General features: G+C 73.5%; 21 protein-coding genes. 6 read left to right on the forward strand and 15 right to left on the reverse strand.

The window, feature by feature from the left end:
* Window positions 1–5 precede the first annotated feature (5 nt).
* Window positions 6–1,031 carry a BtrH N-terminal domain-containing protein gene (locus tag DSM112329_RS06065; RefSeq protein WP_354700918.1) on the reverse strand — a complete coding sequence of 342 codons (1,026 nt, stop codon included), beginning with the start codon at window positions 1,029–1,031 and terminating at the stop codon, window positions 6–8.
* Window positions 1,032–1,216: 185 nt separating this feature from the next.
* Between DSM112329_RS06065 and DSM112329_RS06070 the strand changes: the two genes are divergently transcribed.
* Complete coding sequence (locus tag DSM112329_RS06070; RefSeq protein WP_354700919.1) at window positions 1,217–2,434, forward strand: acetyl-CoA C-acetyltransferase; 1,218 nt, start codon at window positions 1,217–1,219, stop codon at window positions 2,432–2,434.
* Between the two features lie 46 nt (window positions 2,435–2,480).
* Complete coding sequence (locus tag DSM112329_RS06075; RefSeq protein ID WP_354700920.1) at window positions 2,481–4,676, forward strand: 3-hydroxyacyl-CoA dehydrogenase NAD-binding domain-containing protein; 2,196 nt, start codon at window positions 2,481–2,483, stop codon at window positions 4,674–4,676.
* A 92-nt stretch (window positions 4,677–4,768) separates the two neighbouring features.
* Here DSM112329_RS06075 and DSM112329_RS06080 read toward each other — a convergent pair whose 3' ends face one another.
* Window positions 4,769–5,617 (reverse strand): hypothetical protein, encoded by an 849-nt coding sequence (locus tag DSM112329_RS06080; protein ID WP_354700921.1) that lies wholly within the window; start codon window positions 5,615–5,617, stop codon window positions 4,769–4,771.
* Window positions 5,618–5,747: 130 nt separating this feature from the next.
* Window positions 5,748–7,097, reverse strand: coding sequence for a cytochrome P450 (locus DSM112329_RS06085; RefSeq protein ID WP_354700922.1), 1,350 nt, complete (start codon window positions 7,095–7,097; stop codon window positions 5,748–5,750).
* Window positions 7,098–7,179: 82 nt separating this feature from the next.
* Here DSM112329_RS06085 and DSM112329_RS06090 point away from each other — a divergent pair, with 82 nt between their 5' ends.
* A complete protein-coding gene (locus DSM112329_RS06090) occupies window positions 7,180–7,581 on the forward strand; it encodes a hypothetical protein (protein WP_354700923.1) in 402 nt (133 codons plus the stop codon).
* A gap of 15 nt (window positions 7,582–7,596) precedes the next feature.
* Here DSM112329_RS06090 and DSM112329_RS06095 read toward each other — a convergent pair whose 3' ends face one another.
* Both DSM112329_RS06095 and DSM112329_RS06100 read right to left on the reverse strand, forming a co-directional pair.
* The gene (locus tag DSM112329_RS06095) at window positions 7,597–8,577 is read right to left on the reverse strand and encodes an SCP2 sterol-binding domain-containing protein (RefSeq protein WP_354700924.1); all 981 of its coding nucleotides are present in this window, start codon (window positions 8,575–8,577) and stop codon (window positions 7,597–7,599) included.
* Between the two features lie 85 nt (window positions 8,578–8,662).
* On the reverse strand, window positions 8,663–9,103 hold the full coding sequence (locus tag DSM112329_RS06100; RefSeq protein ID WP_354700925.1) for a hypothetical protein: 441 nt from the start codon (window positions 9,101–9,103) through the stop codon (window positions 8,663–8,665).
* A gap of 81 nt (window positions 9,104–9,184) precedes the next feature.
* On the opposite strand from DSM112329_RS06100, the gene DSM112329_RS06105 reads away from it, so the two are divergent.
* The gene (locus tag DSM112329_RS06105; RefSeq protein WP_354700926.1) at window positions 9,185–9,817 is read left to right on the forward strand and encodes a helix-turn-helix domain-containing protein; all 633 of its coding nucleotides are present in this window, start codon (window positions 9,185–9,187) and stop codon (window positions 9,815–9,817) included.
* Between the two features lie 488 nt (window positions 9,818–10,305).
* Here the strand turns inward: DSM112329_RS06105 and DSM112329_RS06110 are convergent, their stop codons facing one another.
* Genes DSM112329_RS06110 through DSM112329_RS06120 form a run of 3 tightly spaced genes read right to left on the reverse strand, consistent with a single transcriptional unit; the run spans window position 10,306 to window position 12,886 of the window.
* Window positions 10,306–11,673 (reverse strand): HAMP domain-containing sensor histidine kinase, encoded by a 1,368-nt coding sequence (locus DSM112329_RS06110; RefSeq protein WP_354700927.1) that lies wholly within the window; start codon window positions 11,671–11,673, stop codon window positions 10,306–10,308.
* 12 nt (window positions 11,674–11,685) lie between these two features.
* Window positions 11,686–12,375 (reverse strand): response regulator transcription factor, encoded by a 690-nt coding sequence (locus DSM112329_RS06115; protein ID WP_354700928.1) that lies wholly within the window; start codon window positions 12,373–12,375, stop codon window positions 11,686–11,688.
* Window positions 12,368–12,886: a calcium-binding protein gene (locus DSM112329_RS06120; RefSeq protein ID WP_354700929.1), complete on the reverse strand. Its 519-nt coding sequence runs from the start codon at window positions 12,884–12,886 to the stop codon at window positions 12,368–12,370. The genes DSM112329_RS06115 and DSM112329_RS06120 overlap by 8 nt, the downstream gene beginning before the upstream one ends.
* Before the next feature lie 176 nt (window positions 12,887–13,062).
* On the opposite strand from DSM112329_RS06120, the gene DSM112329_RS06125 reads away from it, so the two are divergent.
* The gene (locus DSM112329_RS06125) at window positions 13,063–13,923 is read left to right on the forward strand and encodes a calcium-binding protein (protein WP_354700930.1); all 861 of its coding nucleotides are present in this window, start codon (window positions 13,063–13,065) and stop codon (window positions 13,921–13,923) included.
* A gap of 243 nt (window positions 13,924–14,166) precedes the next feature.
* On the opposite strand, the gene DSM112329_RS06130 is transcribed toward DSM112329_RS06125, so the two are convergent.
* The 5 genes from DSM112329_RS06130 to DSM112329_RS06150 form a co-directional block, all read right to left on the reverse strand.
* Window positions 14,167–14,742, reverse strand: a complete 576-nt coding sequence (locus tag DSM112329_RS06130) for a VOC family protein (protein WP_354700931.1) — start codon at window positions 14,740–14,742, stop codon at window positions 14,167–14,169.
* Window positions 14,739–15,668 (reverse strand): VOC family protein, encoded by a 930-nt coding sequence (locus tag DSM112329_RS06135; RefSeq protein ID WP_354700932.1) that lies wholly within the window; start codon window positions 15,666–15,668, stop codon window positions 14,739–14,741. Before DSM112329_RS06135 ends, DSM112329_RS06130 begins: the two co-directional genes overlap by 4 nt.
* 60 nt (window positions 15,669–15,728) lie before the next feature.
* Complete coding sequence (locus tag DSM112329_RS06140; RefSeq protein ID WP_354700933.1) at window positions 15,729–16,448, reverse strand: DJ-1/PfpI family protein; 720 nt, start codon at window positions 16,446–16,448, stop codon at window positions 15,729–15,731.
* Window positions 16,445–17,386 (reverse strand): AraC family transcriptional regulator, encoded by a 942-nt coding sequence (locus DSM112329_RS06145; RefSeq protein WP_354700934.1) that lies wholly within the window; start codon window positions 17,384–17,386, stop codon window positions 16,445–16,447. The genes DSM112329_RS06140 and DSM112329_RS06145 overlap by 4 nt, the downstream gene beginning before the upstream one ends.
* Window positions 17,387–17,591: 205 nt before the next feature.
* Window positions 17,592–17,849, reverse strand: a complete 258-nt coding sequence (locus tag DSM112329_RS06150; RefSeq protein ID WP_354700935.1) for a hypothetical protein — start codon at window positions 17,847–17,849, stop codon at window positions 17,592–17,594.
* A gap of 92 nt (window positions 17,850–17,941) precedes the next feature.
* Between DSM112329_RS06150 and DSM112329_RS06155 the strand changes: the two genes are divergently transcribed.
* Window positions 17,942–18,166: a hypothetical protein gene (locus DSM112329_RS06155; protein WP_354700936.1), complete on the forward strand. Its 225-nt coding sequence runs from the start codon at window positions 17,942–17,944 to the stop codon at window positions 18,164–18,166.
* A gap of 84 nt (window positions 18,167–18,250) precedes the next feature.
* Here DSM112329_RS06155 and DSM112329_RS06160 read toward each other — a convergent pair whose 3' ends face one another.
* The gene (locus tag DSM112329_RS06160; RefSeq protein ID WP_354700937.1) at window positions 18,251–19,411 is read right to left on the reverse strand and encodes an acyl-CoA dehydrogenase family protein; all 1,161 of its coding nucleotides are present in this window, start codon (window positions 19,409–19,411) and stop codon (window positions 18,251–18,253) included.
* Between the two features lie 110 nt (window positions 19,412–19,521).
* A complete protein-coding gene (locus tag DSM112329_RS06165) occupies window positions 19,522–20,187 on the reverse strand; it encodes a hypothetical protein (protein WP_354700938.1) in 666 nt (221 codons plus the stop codon).
* Window position 20,188: the final 1 nt, after the last annotated feature.

Consider the following 20,188-nt stretch of genomic DNA (forward strand, 5'->3'; position numbering starts at 1 on the left):
CCGGGTCAGCTCGCGAGCCAGGCCTGCATGCCCGCGACCCCTGCGGGCTCCAGCTGCCGGATGACCGCCACCGCGCCCGCGCCGCCCGCGTGGTCGCCCGCCGCAGCAGCCTCCGCGAGCGCGACCCACGCCGCCGCGAGCTGGTCGTAGACCTCGCCCAGCCGGCCGAGGGCACGGTCGTCGAGCACCGCCGCGGCGTCGTGCAGGAACTCGGCGTGCAGCGAGCGGAACATCGCGCCACCCGTCCCCGCCTTCACGACGAACACGCGCAGGCCGGCCAGCGCGGCGGGTAGGTCGTCCCCGAACGCGTCCGGCCACGACGGGTACGCCGCCGCGAACTGCGCCACCCCGGCGAGCCCGGTCCCGGCGTCCTTCAGCCCGCCGAGCGGGTCGCCGCCGCCCTGCATGTTGCGGACCGCGGTCGCGACCGCTGCGCGCACCGCCCCCGCCGGGTCCGGCAGCGCCGCCGGCCACGTGTAGTCGAACGTCCTGTGACGGTTCGGCCCCGGGAAGCCGGGCGAGTGCCGCGCGGAGGCCAGCGACTCCAGGGAACAGGGCTCCAGCTCGTCGCGGTCGTTGTCGGCGATCCACGCGACGCCCTCGTCGGCCGAGTAGTCGACGACCACGATCGCGTGCTGCGTGTTCTGCATCCGGACGCGCAGGTACTCGAGGCGCTGGATGTCCGCCAGCACCATCAGCGGGCGGCGGTCGTCGATCGCGTCCCGGACCCAGCCCCAGCCGGTGGCCGGGTCCTCGGTCTCCAGGACCTCGAGCGGGATGCCCAGGTGCGCGGCGAAGTCCCGCTCCATCGTCGCGGTCCGGCCGACGAGGTAGAAGCGCTGCGGCTGGTCGGCGACCGGGGTGTAGAGAAAGCCGAGCCCGCCGCCGAGGCCGAAGACCATGCCCTCGGAGAGCGGTCCGGCGCCGAAGTCGAGGCCCTCGAACGCGAGCAGGTCGCGCAGCGAGCCGGAACCGCAGTGGCCGGCCTTGGTGTGCGCGAACGCGGCGCGCAACGTCGTCCCGGAACCCATGGTCCCCGCATCGTAGGCCCACCCCTCCAGGGAAAACATGAATCTGTTTCATCCCAGACGTCGAAATCGACGCCGGACAGCTACGATGCCGGTGCTGCCGGCTCCATTCAGCGCCAGCGGCCGGCGGCTGTCCCACGGGGACGCCGCTCGATGAGAACGCCTCTCGAGCACAGGAGCACGCAACCATGAGCAGCACCGAAGCGCTGGTCTTCGACGCCATCCGCACCCCCCGCGGCAAGGGCAAGAGCAACGGATCCCTCCACGGGACCAAGCCGGTCGACCTGGTCGTCGGCCTGATCCACGAGACCCTGTCCCGTCAGGACAGCCTCGATCCTGCCCAGATCGACGACCTCGTCCTCGGCTGCGTCTCCCCGATCGGCGACCAGGGCGGCGACATCGCCAAGGTTGCGGCCATCAAGGCCGGCCTCCCGGACACCGTCGCCGGCGTCCAGCTGAACCGCTTCTGCGCCTCCGGCCTCGAGGCCGTCAACACCGCCGCGATGAAGGTCGCCTCCGGCTGGGAGGACCTCGTCTTCGCCGGCGGCGTCGAGTCCATGTCCCGCGTCCCGATGGGCTCCGACGGCGGCGCCTGGGCGATGGACCCCGAGACGAACTTCGACACCGGCTTCGTGCCCCAGGGCATCGGCGCGGACCTCATCGCGACGATCGAGGGCTGGTCGCGTGACGACGTCGACGCGTTCGCTGCCCTCTCCCAGGAGCGCGCCTCGGCCGCCCAGGAGGCCGGCTACTTCGACAACTCCGTCATCGCGGTCAAGGACATCAACGACCAGGTCGTCCTCGACAAGGACGAGTTCATCCGCAAGGGCACGACGGTCGAGTCGCTCTCCAAGCTGAAGCCGTCGTTCGCGGCCATGGGCGAGATGGGCGGCTTCGACGCCGTCGCGCTGCAGAAGTACCACTGGGTCGAGAAGATCGACCACGTCCACCACGCGGGCAACTCGTCGGGCATCGTCGACGGCGCCTCGCTGCTGGTCATCGGCAACGAGGCCGCCGGCGAGCGCAACGGCATGAAGCCGCGTGCCCGCATCCTGTCGACCGCCGTCTCCGGCGCCGACCCGACGATCATGCTCACCGGCCCCGCGCCGGCGTCCCGCAAGGCCCTCGAGAAGGCCGGCCTGAAGGCGTCCGACATGGACCTCGTCGAGATCAACGAGGCCTTCGCGGCCGTCGCGCTGCGGCTCATCCGCGACCTCGACATCGACCCTGAGCTGACGAACGTCAACGGCGGCTCGATCGCCATGGGCCACCCGCTCGGCGCGACCGGCGGCATGATCCTCGGCACGCTCATCGACGAGCTGCACCGTCGCGGCAAGCGCTACGGCCTGGCGACGCTGTGCGTCGGCGGCGGCATGGGCATCGCGACCGTCATCGAGGCGATCTGAGCGCCGCGGCCCTCACGATCACCTCAAGAGAACTGAGAGACAGCACATGAGCGAGAGCACCACGATCCGCTACGAGAAGGGCGACGACAAGATCGTCAACCTGATCCTCGACGACCCGAACCAGTCGGCCAACACCATGAACGCGGCCTTCACCGCGTCCCTGGAGGCGACCGTCGACCGCCTCGAGGCCGAGAAGGACGACATCGCGGGCGTCATCATCACGTCGGCGAAGAAGACCTTCTTCGCCGGCGGCGACCTGAACGACCTCAAGCGCGTGAACCCCGAGAACGCCGCGGAGTTCACCGCCGGCGTCACGTTGATCAAGTCGCTGCTGCGGCGCCTGGAGACGCTCGGCAAGCCCGTCGTCGCCTGCGTCAACGGCGCGGCCCTCGGCGGCGGCCTGGAGATCACGCTGGCGACCCATCGCCGGATCGTGGTCGACAGCCCCAAGATCCAGCTCGGCACCCCCGAGGTGCAGCTCGGCCTGCTGCCCGGCGCCGGCGGCATCACCCGCACCGTGCGCATGATGGGCATCGTCGGCGCGCTCATGGGCCTGCTGCTCCAGGGCAAGCCGGTCCGTCCGGCGAAGGCGCTGGAGATCGGCCTGATCGACGAGCTCGTCGCCACGCCGGAGGACCTGATCCCGGCCGCGAAGAAGTTCATCGCCGAGAACCCCGAGGCGCAGCAGCGCTGGGACGCGGACAAGAAGTACCGCATCCCCGGCGGCACCCCGGCCACCCCGGCGCTCGCCGCCAACCTGCCGGCGTTCCCGTCCAACCTGCGCAAGCAGCTGAAGGGCGCGAACTACCCGGCGCCGAAGGCGATCATGTCCGCCGCCGTCGAGGGCGCGCAGGTCGACTTCGACACCGCGCTCGTCATCGAGGGCCGCTACTTCACGTCCCTGGCCACGAGCCAGATCGCGAAGAACATGATCCAGGCGTTCTTCTTCGACCTGCAGCGCGTCAACGGCAAGCGCGGCCGCGGCGACGACGTCGAGACGTTCCAGTCCAAGAAGGTCGTCGTCCTCGGCGCCGGCATGATGGGCGCCGCGATCGCGTACGTGTCGGCCAAGGCCGGCATCGAGGTCGTGCTGAAGGACGTCTCTCAGGAGGCGGCCGAGCGCGGTAAGGGCTACTCCAAGAACATCGTCGACAAGGCCGTCGCGAAGGGCCGTTCCACGCAGGAGCAGGCCGACGCGCTGCTGGCGCTGATCACCCCGACTGCCGATGCGGCCGATGCCGACGGCGCCGACCTGGTCATCGAGGCGGTCTTCGAGGACCCGGCCGTCAAGGCGCAGGTCTTCGCGGAGATCGAGCCGCACCTCGCCGAAGGCGCCCTGCTGGGCTCCAACACCTCGACCCTGCCGATCACCGGCCTGGCCGAGGGCGTCTCCCGTCCCGCCGACTTCATCGGGCTGCACTTCTTCTCCCCCGTGGACAAGATGCCGCTGCTGGAGATCATCAAGGGCGAGAAGACGTCGGACGAGACGCTCTACCGCGCGCTCGACTTCGCCAAGCAGATCAAGAAGACCCCGATCGTCGTCAACGACTCGCGTGGCTTCTTCACCTCGCGCGTCATCGGCACGTTCATCAACGAGGGCATCGCGATGCTCACGGAGGGCTTCGCGCCGAACACGATCGAGCAGGCCTCCTCGCAGGCCGGCTACCCGGCGCCCGTACTGCAGCTCAGCGACGAGCTGAACCTGGAGCTCATGGCGAAGATCCGCAAGGCGTCGAAGGAGGCCATCGAGGCCGACGGCGGCGAGTGGGTCGACCACCCGGCGTTCGCGGTCATCGACAAGATGATCGCCGAGGGCCGCTCGGGCCGCCTCAAGGGCGCGGGCTTCTACGAGTACGCGGACGGCAAGCGCACCGGGCTGTACAAGGGCCTGAAGGACCTCTTCCCGGTGACGGCCGACCCGTTCGCCGTGAACCTCAAGGACCTCGAGGAGCGCATGCTCTTCGCCGAGGCCCTGGAGACCGTCAAGTGCGTCGACGAGGGCGTCATCCCGTCGGTCGCCGACGCGAACATCGGCTCGATCATGGGCATCGGCTTCCCGGCCTGGTCGGGCGGCGTCCTGCAGTACATCAACGGTTACGAAGGCGGCGTTGCCGGCTTCGTGGCCCGTGCCAACGAGCTCGCGGCCGCGTACGGCGCGCGCTTCGAGCCGCCGGCGTCCCTGGTCGCCAAGGCCGAGGCCGGCGAGGTCTACACGGACGAGCAGGTCGCGGCTGCGGTGTAGCCGCCCCTGACGTGCCGGCTGTGCCCGAGGGCCCGCACTGCGGGCCCTCGGTCGTTCCCGGGCCAGGAACGCCCACGACCTCCGTGGCCGGCTCAGGCCGAGAGGCCGCCCTCCGGGCCGGCACCCGGAACGCCCGGGGTGCGGCGCGGCGGGAGGATCCTGCTCGGGTCGAGCGGATTCCGCGGCAGCCTGATCGGCGCGACCTTGTCCCAGTGGCTCAGGGTGGCGTCCGACTTCGTGCTCGTGTCGTCCGTGTCGTCGCAGCGCGGCTCGAACGTCCCGCCCGGACGCGACGGGCCGGTCTGCCGCTCGCGCATCGGCAGCGCGCGCCCGTTGGTGGCGACCGACAGCTCGCCGGGCGTACCGCCGGGGACGTTGCCCGCGTCCCGGATGACGACCACGCGCCGGCCGCGGACCGTGCGCACGCCGACCTTCGTCAGCGTCCCGATCCGCTTCGGCAGGCAGTACGCCTGTTCCTTCGGCATCAGGCGCTCGACGTCCTTGAGCAGCGCGGCCGCGCCGCCGGCCGAGAGCTTCACCCAGCGGCCCGCGAGCAGACGGGCGATGCGCTGCGAGCGTGCGTCGCTGCGTCCGTCGAGCCAATATGCGCGATCACCGCGGACGAACCCCTGCCCGCGGACCACGAGGTAGGACGAGGTCACGCCCTTCGTCGTGTACGTCGCCTTGACCGAGCGGTCGTCCCTGACGGAGGCGCTGATGACCGTCCGGCCGTCGTCGTCGACGACGGACCCGCGGATCTTGTAGCTGTGCACGTCCGCGACTGCGGCGACCGACGCGTCGAGGATCTCCTGCGGGGTCTTGGACGCGAGGTCGTCGTCCGCCGCCGTGGTGGTCGTGGACGACGAGCCGCCGCCGCAACCTGCGAGCCCCGCAGCGGCGGCACTGATGACGAGCAGGGGCAGGACGCGGCGGGACGGCATCCCGACCTACGGTAGCCCGCTGCCGACCGGGCGCGCGCCACACCGCTCCTCGGGGTCGAACATCCATCGTGCCCCGCCACGGACGGCAGGATCGATGTTCGACCGCGCTCGTCGGGATGCCGCGCGCTTGTCAGGCCGCCGCGGCTGCCGGCCGCGTGGTCCGGCGGGACTGCAGCACCAACCGCGCACCCTCTGCCGGGCTGACCGTGATGTGACGGCGCAGGTGCGCCTCGTCGCCCGGGGCCGCCGCCGGGTCCCTCGCGAGGTCCGTCGTCCGCAGCAGGGCCGCGAGGACGACGCGCATCTCGAGCATCGCGAACGCCTGGCCCAGGCAGCGCCGGCGGCCGCCGCCGAACGGCAGCCACGTGAAGGTCCCCGGCGCCTGCTCGAGGAAGCGCTCCGGCCGGAAGGCGTACGGATCGGGGTAGATGTCCGGGTCGTGGTGGACCAGGTGCACGTTGGCGGTCAGCGCGCAGCTGCCGGCCGGGTAGGCCACGTCGCCGACCGTGATGGGCCGGGCGACGAACCGCGGCTGCGCGAACATCAGCACGGGGCGGCAGCGCAGCGCCTCCTGGATGGTCGCGGTCAGGTACGCGTCGTCCCCGGCGTCGACCGCCGCCTGTGCGCGGGCCAGGACGTCCGGGGTCCGCACCAGCCGCTCGCACGTCCACGCCAGCTGGGACGCGGTGGTCTCGTGACCGGCCACGAGCAGCGTCACGAGCTCGTCGCGGATGTCGAGGTCGCGCATCGGCGTCCCGTCCTCCTCGGTCGCGCCGAGCAGCATCGCGAGGACGTCCCCGTGGTCGCCCTGGTCGGCGGTGCGGCGGCGGGCGATCTCGGCGCTGACCAGGCCGAGCGCCTGCTCGCGCACACGCAGGAACCGGCCCCAGGGGGACAGGCGGCCGAGGTCGCGCTGCAGTCCCGTCGGCATGTTGTGGGGCTTGGACGCCTCCTCCAGGTAGGCGGTGAAGACGGTCCGCAGCGCGTCGAGTCGCGGGCCGGGCTCGAGCCCGAAGACCGCGCGCAGGATGACCTCGAGCGTCAGGGCCTGCAGCCGTGGATGCAGCTCGATCGGCCGGTCGCGCGGCCACTCGGCGACGGCCCGCTCGGTGACCTCCTCGAGGACGCCGGTCAGCGTCGCCATCCGCTCGCCGTGGAAGGCGGGCAGCATCAGCCGCCGCTGGCGCAGGTGATCGTCGCCGTCGAGCACGAGGACGGACCGCGACCCGAGCACCGGCTCCAGGATCTTGCCACCGAAGCCGGGCTCCAGGACGTCGGGCGGCGCGCCGAAGATCGCCTTGACCTCCGCCGGGTCGCTAAGGCTCACGATGGGCGGGCCGAACAGGAAGCGGACAGTGAAGCGCCGGCCGTAGCGGTTGCGGCAGCGCTCGAAGAACGTGACGGGATCACGGACCCAGCGAGCGGTCTGGACGAGCGGCGGGGCGGCGGGCCCGGGGGGCAGGACGGCGCGCGAGCTCATGTACCCGGCAGCCTACGCCGTCGCGGCGCGGGCACGAAGGGGACGGGGATGAGCGGCGGCGCCCGCGGGTAGGGTCCGCAGCATGCCTGCCCGCCTGTCCGTCCTGCGCCGCCGCTCGGTCGGCGCCGTCGCCGTCGCCGCCCTCGCGGTCGCCGGTGCGAGCGTCCTTCCCGCAGGGTCGTCCGCCGCTCCGGCGTGCCGCAACCTGACGGTCGACAACGCCACGCGCACCGCGCTCTACAACGCACACGGGCGGCCGCGCGACGGGCAGATCAGGAAGGGGTCGGTCTACTACGGCCGCTGCGGGTCGACGCGATACGCGATCGCCACCTTCTCGAAGGCGCTCGCCGACCAGCCCGAGAAGTTCCGTAAGTACCCGGGCCGGGGCTGGGTGGACCAGGGCGACGGGTTCGAGAACGGCTGCGGGACGGCCAGCCGCCCGATCCCCCGGGCGCTGGTCCGTCTCTGGGGCTTCTGCCGCTGAGCGCGGCGCCCGTCGTCAGGACGGGATCCGGAACATCCCGGTCAGCTGCGCCGCGAAGCCGAGGTCGCCGCGGACCGAGATCTTCCGCCGCATGAACATCATCGCCGGGTTGGCGTTGCCGGTGACCAACCGCAGGAAGTCGGCGGCCTCCACCTGGATGCTCACGCGCGGCTTCAGGCTGCCGGGCTCCGCCAGGACGACCGCGCCATGGTCGATGTGGGTGACGAACTCGTCGACGCCACCGTCCTCGCGACCCGTGATCCGCCAGGCGATGGCAGCGTCGACGTCGGCGGTGCGGTCGCGGCGCAGGTGGTCCGCGAAGCGGGCGAAGATCTCGCCGAGGACGATGTCGCGCACGCCGCCGGCCATCCGCTGGCGCAGCGCCTTGTCGGAGAGGTCGCGGACCACGGCCGCCACGGCGTTCGCGTCGATCGCGAGCGGGTCGAGGTCGGTGGTCCCGTCGTGGCCGTCGCGGTTGCTCGACGCCGCGCCGGGGATGTGGAAGCAGCCGGCCGCGGCGATCGCGAGCCGCACCTCGCCTTCCAGGCGCAGCCCCCCGCGCAGGTAGAGCAGCGCCGCGTGCTCCTGCCCGGTGACGAGCAGCAGCAGGTCGAGCGCGTCGGCCTCGATCGTCACGTCGACCGGGTCGACGGTGGTCGCCGCACCGGTGGCGCGGTCGGCTGTGGCGGTCACGCCGTCGAGCCTCAGGACCACGGTGTCGCTGCCACCTCCCGCGCGGCCGGTCAGCCGCAGGGCGAGGCAGACGGGGGCCCCGGTCCAGCGCTCCGGGGCGACGAACTCCGGCAGGCGGTCCAGGACGATGTCGATGGTCAGGTCGCGCAGGCTGCCGGCGGCTGCGGCCCGCAGCTCGGCGAGCGGCGTGGCGGCGACCACGGCCGCGAGGTCGGCCGGGGCGACGGCGGCCGGGTCGGCCGCGGCCAGCGCGGCCAGCTGCGCGAGGGTCGCGGCGTCGCGGGCGTCGGTGGGCGTGCTCATCGGCGCACCTCCGACCTGGGCGAAGGAGCCGCCGGCAAGTTCGCCCGACCGGAGCCGAGCCCCCTGGGCGAGTGCTTCGGCGTGCTCATGACGGCAGGCTCGAGCCGGCGAAGAAGAAGAACCAGACGGCCAGCGCGGCGAACGCGATGGCGACGCTGGTGACCATCACGACCGCGAGCACGCTGCGCGGTGCGTCGTCGCCGCGGCTGTCGCGCATCGACTGGTTCCAGGGCGCGTGACGGGCACGCTCGTCGAGCGTCCCGGACAGCTCCTGGTGGCGGCGGTCGAGCGTCCCGAGCAGCTTGGCGGCGGGCAGCATGGTGAGCGGCGCGCCGATGAGGATAATGAGCAGCGGACCCAGGGTCGGCTGCGTGTGGGCCACCTGGGCGGCCAGCAGCACCCACGCAGCGGGGATGGCGACCCACATGACCACCGAGCCGAGCGCCATCGCGGCGACGAGGCCGTAGGCGAGCTGGCGCCGTGCGGGGCGGTGGTGGGCGGTCAGGGCGAGGGAATCGGTGCTCATGGAGGCGTCCTGGCAGGCGACGAGTAAGTTACGCAACCGTATCATGTTGGGCGACCGAACCTCCTGTCAAGCTTGCGTTCGATGTCGACCGCCCCGAAGGACCCCGTCAAGCGCCGCCCGTACGCGCCGCGCGTCCCGCCGGCCGAGCGCCGCGAGCAGCTGCTCGACGCCGCCCTCGTGCTGATCGGGGAGCACGGGTACCGCGGCGCGAGCATGGAGGCGATCGCGCGCCATGCCGCGGTCGCCAAGCCCGTCGTCTACCGCACGTTCACCAGTCGTGAGGCGCTGCTGATGGCCCTGCTCGAGCGGGAGCGGGAGCGGGCCTTCGCGACGCTCGAGAACGCGCTGCCGACCGACCTCGCCGGGACGACGCCGGAGGCTCTGCTGGCGGAGGCGGCGCGCGGCCTGCTGGCCGCGGTCCAGACCCGGCCGGAGGCGTGGCGCCTGATCCTGCTGCCGGCGGGGGAGACCCCGCGCCTGGTTCGCGAGCAGGTCGAGCAGGGTCGCGCGCTCGTTCGCGGGCAGATCACGCAGCTGATCCGCTGGGCGCTCACGCAGCGACCGGCTCTGGAGGGGGCCGACCCGGACATCGCCGCCCGCATGCTGATGGCCGCCGGGGAAGAGGCGATGCGCCTCGTGCTGACCGATCCGGACACGTACTCGCCGGACGCCTTCGCGGCGTTCGCGGTGCGGCTGCTGGGCGCGGTGCGCTGACCCCCGCCGCAGCGCAGGGACGCCCTTTGCCGGTCGAGATGCGATTCAGGGGTCGCATCTCGGCAGCGGGGGCACGGGGGCCGGTGGCGCCGGAAGCACTGTCGCGGTCGGACCTGGTGGTCGGTAGCCGTGGCGCTGACGCCGAGGACCTGCCGGTGGTGGTAGCTCTGGAAACGGCAGGCTGAAGACGGCGGTATGCGCTGAGCGGCCGCGGCGGCTTGGGTGCGGGGCCGTGGGCGGGTGGCCGGCTGTGCGAACCCCGGAACCGGGGACCTTGTCCCCCAGCGCATGTCATGCATGCGTCAGCGCGCAAGGTCCCACCCCACACCCGCGACATCGGCGTCCTCGGAGGTTTGGCGGGGCATGCCCCCCAAACCCTCCGCGCGTCCGGGCACGGCCGGGCGGCAGGGCCTCCTTGGAGGATCCGGCGGGGCACGCCCCCCAAACCCTCCACGCGTCCGGCGACAGTGCTCGCTTCATCGCCGCGGTCAGGACGGCGCGGCGCCGAAGCGGACCTCGAAGCGGGCGCCGCCCAGGTCCGCGGCGGTGCCCACCGTGACCGTCGCCCCGTGGTGACGTGCCTGCTGGGCGACGAGCGCGAGCCCGAGGCCCGAGCCCGGCCGGTCGGTGTGGCCGGCCCGCGCGAACGGCTCGAAGATGCGCTCGCGGTCGGCGGGCGGGATGCCGGGCCCGTCGTCCTCGACGGTGACCAGCACACCCCTGCCGGCGGGCGCCACCGCCACCCGTACCGAGCCGCCCGGCCGGCCGTGCCGTGCCGCGTTGCCGATCAGGTTGTCGACCAGGAGGCGCAGTCCCGGCTCCCAGCCCGTGACGGTGTCGACGGGCGCCTGCAGGTCGGTGATCCAGGTGACGTCCGGATGGCGGGCGCGGGCGGACTGCAGCGACGCGTCGACAACGTCGAGCAGGTCGACGTCGGTGTGCTCGACGGGGTTCGCGTCCCCGCGGGCCAGCGCCTGCAGGCCGTCCAGCAGGTGCACCAGGCGGCGCTGCTCGGTCAGGGCGTCGACCGCGAGCTGCGTGCGCTGGGCCGGGTCCATCTGCGGATGGCGGGCGATGATCGAGAGCGACGCCTGCACGCTCGTGAGCGGGGTGCGCAGCTCGTGGCCGGCGTCGGCGGCGAAGCGCCGGGTCGCGGCCAGCGCGGCGTTGCGCTCGTCGGCCGACCGCCCGAGCCGGACCAGCATCTCGTTGAACGATCCCGCCAGCGACCGTGCCTCGCTCGAACCGCTGACCGGGACGCGCTGCTCGAGGTCCTCGTCGACCGCGATCGACGCCGTCGCGGACCGCAGCCGGCGCAGCGGGCGCAGGACCCCGCCGGCGGCGAAGAACACCCCCAGGCCGGCGAGCACGAGCATGCCCGCACCGAGCGCCAGCATCCGCCGCCGCAGCCGCTCCTGGCGGTTCTCCACCTGTCGCAGGCTGCTGCTCACCACGAGGCTGGCCAGGCCGCCGAGGTCCTTGTCGCGCAGCGTCGCCGTGTAGAGCCGGACGTTCCGGCCGCGGATCCGCTGCGTGGAGAACCCGACCGGGGCCGACAGGCTCTGGGGGAGCGTCGCCCCGGACTCGGCCAGCGTCTGGGCCCCGAGGGAGAGCCGGAGCGAGCTGCCGGTCGCGCGCAGCACGGCGTCCAGGCGGTCGTCGATGCCGGGCAGCCCGTTGCGCAGCGCGATCTCCGCGATCGGCAGCGACAGGTTGGCGGTGCGCTCGAGGGTGTCGTCGACCCGCTGGCGCTCGGAGCGGTCCACCTCGCGGCTGACCGCGATCCCGCCGACGAGCAGCACGGCGGCCAGGACGGTCAGCACGCCGAGCGTCAGCCGGCCGCGGAGAGTGCGCACCCGGACGGCTCCCTAGACGCGCAGGATGAAGCCGACGCCGCGGACGGTGTGCAGGACGCGGGAGCCGCCGTCGGCCTCGAGCTTGCGCCGCAGGTAGCCGACGAAGACGTCGGCGATGTTGGTCCCCGGGTCGAACGTGTAGCCCCAGACGTCCTCGTGCAGCCGGGCGCGGTCGATGACCTCGCCGGGGTGCCGCAGGAACAGGTGCAGCAGCGCGAACTCGCGCTGGGTGAGCTCGAGGTCGCGGCCGTCCCGCGTGGCCTCGTGGGTCGCCGGGTCCAGCGCGATGTCGCCGGCGCTGACCACCTGCTGCGCGGCCGGGGGACGCCGCCGCAGCAGCGCGTGCAGGCGGGCGACGACCTCCTCGAGCGCGAAGGGCTTGACGACGTAGTCGTCGGCGCCGGCCTGCAGGCCGAGCACACGGTCGTCGACGTCATCGCGGGCCGACAGCACGCACACCGGGACGTCGTCCCCGCCGGCGCGCAGGCGGGCCAGCACCTCCAGGCCGTCAAGGTCGGGCATCGTGAGGTCCAGCAGGATCGCCGCCGGCCGGACCGACGCCGCGGCCTCGAGCGCCGCCCGTCCGCCGGACGCGGGGACGACCGCGAAGCCCTCGAGCTCCAGGCCGATCGCCAGGGTGCGCCGGATCCCCGGGTCGTCGTCCACCAGCAGGACGACCGGGCGCGAAGCGTCCTCAGCCACGTTTCACGCGCTCGCAGCCGCCGAGGATGCGGTCGCCGCGGTCGGCGCTCACGGTGTCGCGCCCGCTCCCGCAGGAGATCGTGTCGACCTCGCGGTCGCGGGCCTCGATGGAGTCGTTCCCGGCGCCGCCGACGATCGAGTCCGGGCCCTGGCCGCCGTTGATGCGGTCCGCCCCGGCGCCGCCGAGCAGGCTGTCGGCCCCGGGCCCGCCGCTGAGCTTGTCGTCGCCGGCGTCGCCGCTGAGCAGGTCGTTGCCCTCAGCTCCGACCAGCGAGTCGTTGCCAGGGCCGCCGTACACGCGGTCGTCGCCGGGGCCGCCGCTCTGCCGGTCGTTGCCGCCGTTGCCGTACAGGGTGTCGTTGCCGTTCTTGCCGGACTGCGAGTCCGCGCCGCCGGTGCCGTTGATCGTGTCGGGCCCGCGCGTGCCCTGCTGCTTGGCCGCGCCCGCGATCGCGACCGACGAGGCGAGGGCCAGGACAGCGACGAGGATCAGCGCGAGGGTGCGGGACATGGGAGGAAGACGATGGCCGACGCCCGTCATCCTGACACGCGGGACCCCCGTCTTCTCACGAACCTCTCACGAAGGGTGAGGGGCGGGTGAGAACACCTACTACTGGTGCGTCGGGTCGGTCATAACTGTTCGCAGCACGACCGAGGCATCACCCCCAAACAGGAGGAACACCCCGCATGCACCTTTCCACTCCCCGCCGCGCCACGATCACGGCCGCCGCAGCACTCGCGCTGATCCCGGCGACCGCGTTCGCGGCGACCATCAACGGTAGTGCTCGTGGTGAGCGCCTGAAGGGGACCGCTGTCGCCGACGTCATCAACGCCAACGCCGGCAACGACATCGTCTCCGGCCTCGGCGGCGACGACCGCCTCAACGGCGGCTCGGGCAACGACCGCATCTCCGGCAGCGCCGGCAACGACCTCATCAGCGGCGTGCAGGGCAACGACCGCCTGAGCGGTGGCCCGGGCGACGACACGATCTCCGGCGACGCCAACAACACCGGCGACCGCACCTCCTTCGACCGCCTGTCCGGCGGCGACGGCAACGACACGCTGCGCGGCGGCGACTCCCAGGATCGCCTCTCGGGCGGCAACGGCAACGACATCTCGTTCGGCGAGAGCGGCAACGACCACATGGCCGGCGGCTCCGGCGACGACGCCCAGGACGGCGGCGCGGGCAACGACCGGATCTACGCCAACCTCGGCGTCGACACGACCAACGGCGGCGACGGCAACGACCAGCTCTGGGCGCTCGCCCGCGGCGACGTCGCACCCGGCCCCGGCGTCGACCAGGTCGGCGACACGCTGAACGGCCAGGGCGGCAACGACACGATCCGCACCCGCGACGGCGAGGTCGACCGCATCACCTGCGGCGACGGCAAGGACAAGGCGCTGCTCGACAACGTCGACGTGATCGCCGACGCGACGGCCGAGAACCCGAAGGGCTCCTGCGAGACCGTCCAGCGCAAGGCGCCGAAGGCGTCCGACTCGGCGCCCGAGGACGCGGAGGCGGCCCCGGCCGCGGCGCTCTTCTCCTAGCCCGTCCCAGCGGCCGCCCGGTGACGGGCGGCCGCCTGAACCTGACCCGCGTTCGCGCGAGCGCTCCGAGATCGCTCGGCGCGGCCCCGGGTCTGCGGTCCGCCGGCACGGGCGGGCCGCGCCAGTCCCACCCCCGACGTCGCCGCCCGTTCCTCGTTCCGGGACGGGCGGTCGTCGTTCCGGGGCCATGCCCACTGACAGGTTCTGCCACGGCTGCGGGGCAGAACCTGTCAGCCGGCGCGGTCAGTCGGCTGCTGCGGCCTCCGCCACCAGCGCGTCGAGGTCGATCCCACCGTCCATCGCCATCTTCACGTGGCCGGCCGCGTCGCGCGGCCAGACGTCGAAGGGACGGTCGAACACCAGCTCGAGGTCGTTGCCGTCCGGGTCGGTGACGTAGATCGCGAGGTGGGTCCCGTGGTCGGTCACCTGCCGCAGCGGCCAGTCCGCCGCCCGCAGTCGCCGCACGGCGTCCCCGAGTGCCGCACGCGTCGGGTAGTTAAGCGCGACGTGGTGCAGGCCGGCCACGCCGTCCGGGGTCGGGCCGCCGCCCGCCGACTTCCAGGTGTTGAAGCCGAGGTGGTGGTGGTAGCCGCCGGCCGACAGGAACAGCAGGTCCCCGGTGGTGCCCCAGCCGGGGACGCCGCGCGCCTCGGCGACGACGTCGAAGCCCAGGACGTCCACGTAGAACGCGCGGATGCGGTCGATGTCGGCGGTCCGCAGGTGGACGTGGCCGATGTGGACGCGCGGATCGATGCGGCGGGCGGCGGTCGCCGTCGCCACCACCGGACCCTGCGCGTCGGGACGGTCGTCGAGGTTCATGCCGGCGCCCCGGTTCCGGCCGCCGCCGGGGCGATGACCTGCACGGCGATCGCCCACGGGTCACGGGCGAGGAACCCGTTGGGGACGTCCTCCGTCGGGACGCCGGCACCGTCCAGGCGTGCGCGGACCGCAGCGACCTCGTCGGCCGCCGCGAGCTCGATCGTCCAGTGCCGCAGGCCCACCGTGTGCGGCGGGGGCGCGGGGACGCCGGGGCCGCGCCAGACGTTGAACGCCAGGTGGTGGTGGTACCCGCCGGCGCTGACGAAGGCAGCGGTCGGCAGCCGGCCCCAGACCTCGAGGCCCAGGATGTCGCGGTAGAACGCGAGCCCCTCCTCGACGGAGCCGACGTGCAGGTGCACGTGCCCCATGCGCAGCCCGGGGCGGACCTGCGGCTCGGCCGGCTCCCCGGCGACGGCGGCCAGCAGCGAGTCGACGTCGAGCGGCCGCGGCCCGCCGCCGGAGAACTCCTCCTCGGGCGTGGGCCACTGCTCGCGGGGCCGGTCGGCGGCGAGCTCGACGCCGTTGCCGTCCGGGTCGGCGAGGTATATGGCCTCGTGCGTGCCGTGGTCGGACGCACCCTGGACCGGGACGCGCGTGGCCGACAGGCGGACGGCGGCGCGGGCCAGGTCCTCCCGGCTCGGGTACAGCAGCGCGTAGTGGTAGAGCCCCGCGGTGCGGTGCGGTGCGCGCGCCTGCGCGTCCTCGTGCAGGACGACGGTGGTGACCGACCCGTCCCCGAGCTCGGCGACGTCCAGGTCGTGACGGTGCACCCGCAGGCCGAGGGCGGTGGTGTACCAGGCCACCGACTGGTCCAGGTGCGTGACGGTGAGGTCGACCGCGCCCAGGCGCAAGGTGGCCGGGAGGGTCGGTGCGGGGGCGGTGGTGGGGCTGGGGGACGGCATGTGGCGGTGCTCCTGGATCGTCATGGCTCGTGCTCCCAGTATCCGGCGGGTGGCTTTCAACCGGAATGCACGGGCCGGTGCGATCTATGGACTTCTCGTCGCCGCGATCCGCCGCTGCAGGCCACGGGCGCGATCGCGGGCCATCCGCGCGCTGTAGCCCGCGAGCGTGCGGACCGGCGTGTCACCCATCAGCAGCCGGGCGGCGAGGCGCAGGGTCGACGCCCCCGCCTTGTCGGGCGAGCCGACGTCGAACAGCGGCTGCGGGTCGTACTCGATGCCGAGCTGGATCGCCTTCGCGAGCTCGTCGCCGTGGACCCGGGCCGTGAGGGCGAGCGCCATGTCGATGCCGGCGGACACGCCCGCGCCGGTGACGAACGGCCCGTCGAAGACGACCCGCTGCGTGACCACGTCGACCCCCATGGCCCTGAGGTTCTCGCGGAAGCCCCAGTGGGTGGTCGCGCGCCGGCCGTCGAGCACCCCGGCGGCCGCGTACACCCCGGCGCCGGTGCACGCCGACGCAAGCCAGGTCGCGGTCGGGGTCACCTGGCGGACCCAGTCGAGCAGGACCTCGTCCCTCAGGACCCCGAGCGGCCTGCTGGACCCGGGGATCACGACGACGTCGGGGTCCGGCAACTGCTCGGGGGTCGTCGTCGGGAGCATCGCGAGGCCGTGGTCGGTGTGGATCGGTCCGGGCGACGTCGCGACCCAGTGCAGCTCGACGTCCGGCCACAGGCTGATGACCTCGTAGGGCCCGATCAGGTCCAGGGCGGTGAAGTCGGGGTAGAGGACGTACGCGATCTTCATGGCTGACCTCGGTCGGGGGTTCGGGGTGTGCCCGGCGGCACAACGGGTTCGCGGCCGCGGCCGCGGCCGCGGGCGGCGTCGCGGTAGCGGACGGGCGGCACGCCGAAGTGCCGCTTGAACGCTCGCGAGAAGTAGAGCTGGTCGGGGAAGCCGACGCGGAAGGCGACCTCGCCGACCGCGAGGTCCGTGAAGCGCAGCAGCCGCGCGGCCTCGAGCATGACGCGGTCCAGAATCAGGTCCTTGGTGCTGCGCCCCGTCTGCGTCCCGAGCACGCGGGTCAGCGTCGCGCGGGGGACGGCGAGCGCGTCGGCGTAGTGGACCGCGTCGTGGTGCCGGGCGAAGTCGCTCTCGAGCAGCGCGACGAACCGGCGGTGCAGGGCGAGGTCGGCGTCGGCGGGCTCGCCGTGCCGTTCGCCGCGCGAGCCGTCGAACCACCGCTCGAGCCACAGCAGGACGGTGGCGATGAGGTTGCCCTGCAGATCAGCGCTGTAGGTGTCCTGCGGACGCCGGACCTCGGCCTGCAGCGCGAGCAGGATCGCGTCGAGGCGGCCGTGCTCGCCGGCCGGCACGGGAATCGTGCGTCCCGTCGTCCCAGCGAGGAGCCAGCTCGCGGCGATCCGCTGCGCACCGCCGCCGACGAGCTCGTCGCGGAACCGCAGGATCGCGCCGTCCAGGCCGTCCGCCCGCAGGAACTGGTGGACGCGTCCGCGGCCGATGACCGTGACCGCGCCGGCGGGAACGGACGCCGGCTCGCCGTCGACCAGGTGCTGCCCGCAGCCGGACCGCAGCCAGAGCAGCTCGTGGTAGTCGTGGCGGTGCGGCGCGCGGACCGGGCGGTCCCCCACGCGGAAGCCCTCCATGAGGACGACCTGGACCGGCTGCCCGGGGTCGAGCGTGTCGAGCGCGGGCTCGCGGCCGTCGGGGGTGGCGCTCGCCATCGTCGGCGAACGCTACCGCGCGAGCCGACGAGTGCTTCAGGGGCGCAGCGGGTCGGGCCGATGAGCCCGGTGGCGGCGTGCACGCCGCTTCGCGCCGCCCCGGTGCTCGAACTCCGGGTGGCGCCGGGTCAGCGTCCGCGTCGAGCCGACGCGGGTCGCGCGGCAGCGGGTCACGCCGGTCACGCCCTTGACGCGGGGAATGCGCTCAGGAATCGGGGATCAGCTCCGCGTCGGCCTCGCCGTGCGTCTCGCCTGCGTCCTCGGCCTCGTCGCGGGCGTCGCGCGTGATGACGGCGGTCCCGTGGTCGTCACCGTGGCTCGCGTTGTTGATCAGGTCGCGCTCGGCCTGCTCGAAGCCCTCCGACTCGCCGCCCCCGGCCTCCTCGACCGCGCGGCGCTCCTCACGGCGGCGCTCCGCAAGGCGGTCGACGTCGGCGGTGGGGAGGTCGTCGTCAAGTTGCATGCACTATCGCGTGCCCACGGGTTCGGGTACCCAAACGCATGCGCGCTGACGGCGCCGCGTGTGGCCCGGGCGATGACGGGTACGCATTCGGCATGACCACTCCGACGCTCGAAGTCCCTGGCCAGATCCCGCCGCATCCCGGCACGCCGAGTGGGCCGTCCGACCCCGTCCCGCCCGCGCCGACCCCCGAGCCGGGCCCGACGAGTCCGGATCCCGTGCCGCCGACCCCGGCGCCCGACCCGTCCCCGGCGCCCGGCGGGCCGGATCAGCCGCCGCAGCCGCAGATCGCTGCGCGCGACGTGCTGGCCGCTGCCTGAAGGTTCCGCCCGCGGCCGGCATGGTGCGCGAAGTGCCCACGCGGCACTTCTGACCACACGCCGCCGACCGCAGGCAGTCGCCGGTCAGCCCGCCAGGAGCGGGCCGGCCAGCGCCAGCAGGAGTGCGTCGTTCGCGCCCTCGCCGATCTGGGTCTGCGGCGCGTCGCGGCGCAGCCGGGCGAGTTCGTCGTCGGCGCCGTAGGACCGGCTCGCCGCCAGGCGTGCAGCGCGATCGACCGCCCACACGGCCGTGTCGGACGCGACGATCTTCGCCGCGGTGGCCAAGCGGCCTGAGTCCTCGCGCTGCTGGTCGACCGCCTCGGCCGCGCGCAGGACCAGTGCCTCGACGGCCATCAGGCGCGACACGATCTCCCCGACGCGCAGCTGCGCGTGGGTGTGGTCGCCCAGGACACCGTCCGCGATCTCGCGGCCCGTCGACTCGTCCACGGCGCACACCAGGCAGCGGTCGATGATGCCGAGGGCGCGGCAGGCCACGTTCACCCGGCCGACGTCGAGCGCGTCGAGCATCTGCCGCGCGCCACGGCCCAGTCCGTCGTCGCCGCCGAGCACCTCTGCACCCGGCTCATGGTGCTCGTCGAAGACGTAGGCGGCCGACTCGACGCCGCGGTAGCCGGTCTTGTCGAGGTCGTCCACCCGCCACGACGAGGTGCCACGGCCCTCGGTCGGGAGGACGATGCACGACGGCTTGTCGGTCCCCTCGACGCCGGACATCACGAAGACCACGCCGCTCGAGCGGCCCCCGGCGACCCAGCGCTTGGTCCCGTCGACGACGAGGCCGCCGTCCGGGTGGACGCGTGCGGAGGTCTCCAGTCGCTTGAGGTCGCTGCCGGCCTGCGGCTCGGTGATCGAGAACGATGCGAGCACCTCGCCGCTCGCGATCTGCGGGAGCCAGCGCTCGCGCTGGGCCGGCGACCCGTGGCGGACCAGCAGCGTGGTGGCCAGGCCCGTCGGGTTCACGGCACCCGTGATCGAGATCCAGCCCTGGCTGAGCAGCCGCCAGACGTGGACCATGTCCGCCACGCCGAGGCCGTCGCCGCCGTGCTCGACGGGCACGAGCGCGCGCGTGACCCCGAGCTCGACGAGCGTGTCGAGGAGGTCGTCCGGGAGGACGTCGTCCCGGTCCCACGCGGCGACGTTCGGCAGGATCTCCTCGTCGAGCAGGCGTTTGGTCTGCGTGTGCAGGGCGGCCGCGGTGGCGGCCCGTTCCGGCGAGGCGGTCGGCATGGGTGGTGCCATGCCCTCGTTGTCTGCCCGCAAACCGCCCTCCCCGGCTCGCTGACCCCGGGTTCCGCAACCGCTGCGGTGGTCAAAGTCCGGACGAGGGCCGAACGGGGTCAGAACAGGCCGGCGGGCTCGCGCGGGCGTTCGGCCGGGGTGGGGTGGCCGGCGCGGCCGGTCCGGGCGGTCGTGGCCGGCGCGGTCGCCGGGGGCGTCGCAGGCGCGCGGCTGCCGGCCGTTGTCCCGCGCTTCAGCCCGGCCAGCCGGGCGACCAGCAGCACCAGGGTCGGGACGACGGCGACTGCCACCAACGCGAGGAACCACGTCGTCCCGGCGTCCGTCCCCTCCCCGAGCGAGTGCCCGAGGCCCATCAGCCAGGCCAGCGCGGTGAAGCGGTGCGCGGTCCGCCAGCGGGCCTGCCCGATCCAGCCGCGGGCGTAGTAGGACAGGCCCAGCAGGACGAGGCCCCAGCCGGCGAAGATCCCGAGCGCGGTCCACCACCGGTGGTACGGGGAGACGAACGGGATCAGGAGGTCGGCGACCCCGGGACGCAGGTATGCATCGCCGAGCAGCGAGCCCGCGTGGACGACGAGCGCGACGATCGTCCCCAGCGACAGGACCTCGTGCAGGACGCGCAGGTCACCCGCACGAGTGCCGCGGACGAGCTTCGTGCCCATCAGCAGGCCGGCGGCGACCGCGGCGCTGGCCAGGACCAGGGCGGTGATGCCCGCGGCGCGGCTCGTGATCCAGAAGAGGTGGTCGCCGGTGGCAACTGCGGCCAAG

This window comes from Paraconexibacter sp. AEG42_29, assembly GCF_040581415.1.
Lineage (GTDB): Bacteria > Actinomycetota > Thermoleophilia > Solirubrobacterales > Solirubrobacteraceae > Paraconexibacter.

Excerpts from the sequence above, each read along its gene's own strand:
- DSM112329_RS06100 (WP_354700925.1), bottom strand. The coding sequence starts at position 9,103 with ATGAGCACCGATTCCCTCGCCCTGACCGCCCACCACCGCCCCGCACGG.
- DSM112329_RS06085 (WP_354700922.1), bottom strand. The coding sequence starts at position 7,097 with ATGAGCTCGCGCGCCGTCCTGCCCCCCGGGCCCGCCGCCCCGCCGCTC.
- DSM112329_RS06155 (WP_354700936.1), top strand. The coding sequence starts at position 17,942 with ATGACCACTCCGACGCTCGAAGTCCCTGGCCAGATCCCGCCGCATCCC.
- DSM112329_RS06160 (WP_354700937.1), bottom strand. The coding sequence starts at position 19,411 with ATGCCGACCGCCTCGCCGGAACGGGCCGCCACCGCGGCCGCCCTGCAC.
- DSM112329_RS06105 (WP_354700926.1), top strand. The coding sequence starts at position 9,185 with ATGTCGACCGCCCCGAAGGACCCCGTCAAGCGCCGCCCGTACGCGCCG.
- DSM112329_RS06120 (WP_354700929.1), bottom strand. The coding sequence starts at position 12,886 with ATGTCCCGCACCCTCGCGCTGATCCTCGTCGCTGTCCTGGCCCTCGCC.
- DSM112329_RS06140 (WP_354700933.1), bottom strand. The coding sequence starts at position 16,448 with ATGAAGATCGCGTACGTCCTCTACCCCGACTTCACCGCCCTGGACCTG.
- DSM112329_RS06095 (WP_354700924.1), bottom strand. The coding sequence starts at position 8,577 with ATGAGCACGCCCACCGACGCCCGCGACGCCGCGACCCTCGCGCAGCTG.
- DSM112329_RS06145 (WP_354700934.1), bottom strand. The coding sequence starts at position 17,386 with ATGGCGAGCGCCACCCCCGACGGCCGCGAGCCCGCGCTCGACACGCTC.
- DSM112329_RS06130 (WP_354700931.1), bottom strand. The coding sequence starts at position 14,742 with ATGAACCTCGACGACCGTCCCGACGCGCAGGGTCCGGTGGTGGCGACG.
- DSM112329_RS06075 (WP_354700920.1), top strand. The coding sequence starts at position 2,481 with ATGAGCGAGAGCACCACGATCCGCTACGAGAAGGGCGACGACAAGATC.
- DSM112329_RS06150 (WP_354700935.1), bottom strand. The coding sequence starts at position 17,849 with ATGCAACTTGACGACGACCTCCCCACCGCCGACGTCGACCGCCTTGCG.
- DSM112329_RS06065 (WP_354700918.1), bottom strand. The coding sequence starts at position 1,031 with ATGGGTTCCGGGACGACGTTGCGCGCCGCGTTCGCGCACACCAAGGCC.
- DSM112329_RS06070 (WP_354700919.1), top strand. The coding sequence starts at position 1,217 with ATGAGCAGCACCGAAGCGCTGGTCTTCGACGCCATCCGCACCCCCCGC.
- DSM112329_RS06125 (WP_354700930.1), top strand. The coding sequence starts at position 13,063 with ATGCACCTTTCCACTCCCCGCCGCGCCACGATCACGGCCGCCGCAGCA.
- DSM112329_RS06080 (WP_354700921.1), bottom strand. The coding sequence starts at position 5,617 with ATGCCGTCCCGCCGCGTCCTGCCCCTGCTCGTCATCAGTGCCGCCGCT.
- DSM112329_RS06135 (WP_354700932.1), bottom strand. The coding sequence starts at position 15,668 with ATGACGATCCAGGAGCACCGCCACATGCCGTCCCCCAGCCCCACCACC.
- DSM112329_RS06090 (WP_354700923.1), top strand. The coding sequence starts at position 7,180 with ATGCCTGCCCGCCTGTCCGTCCTGCGCCGCCGCTCGGTCGGCGCCGTC.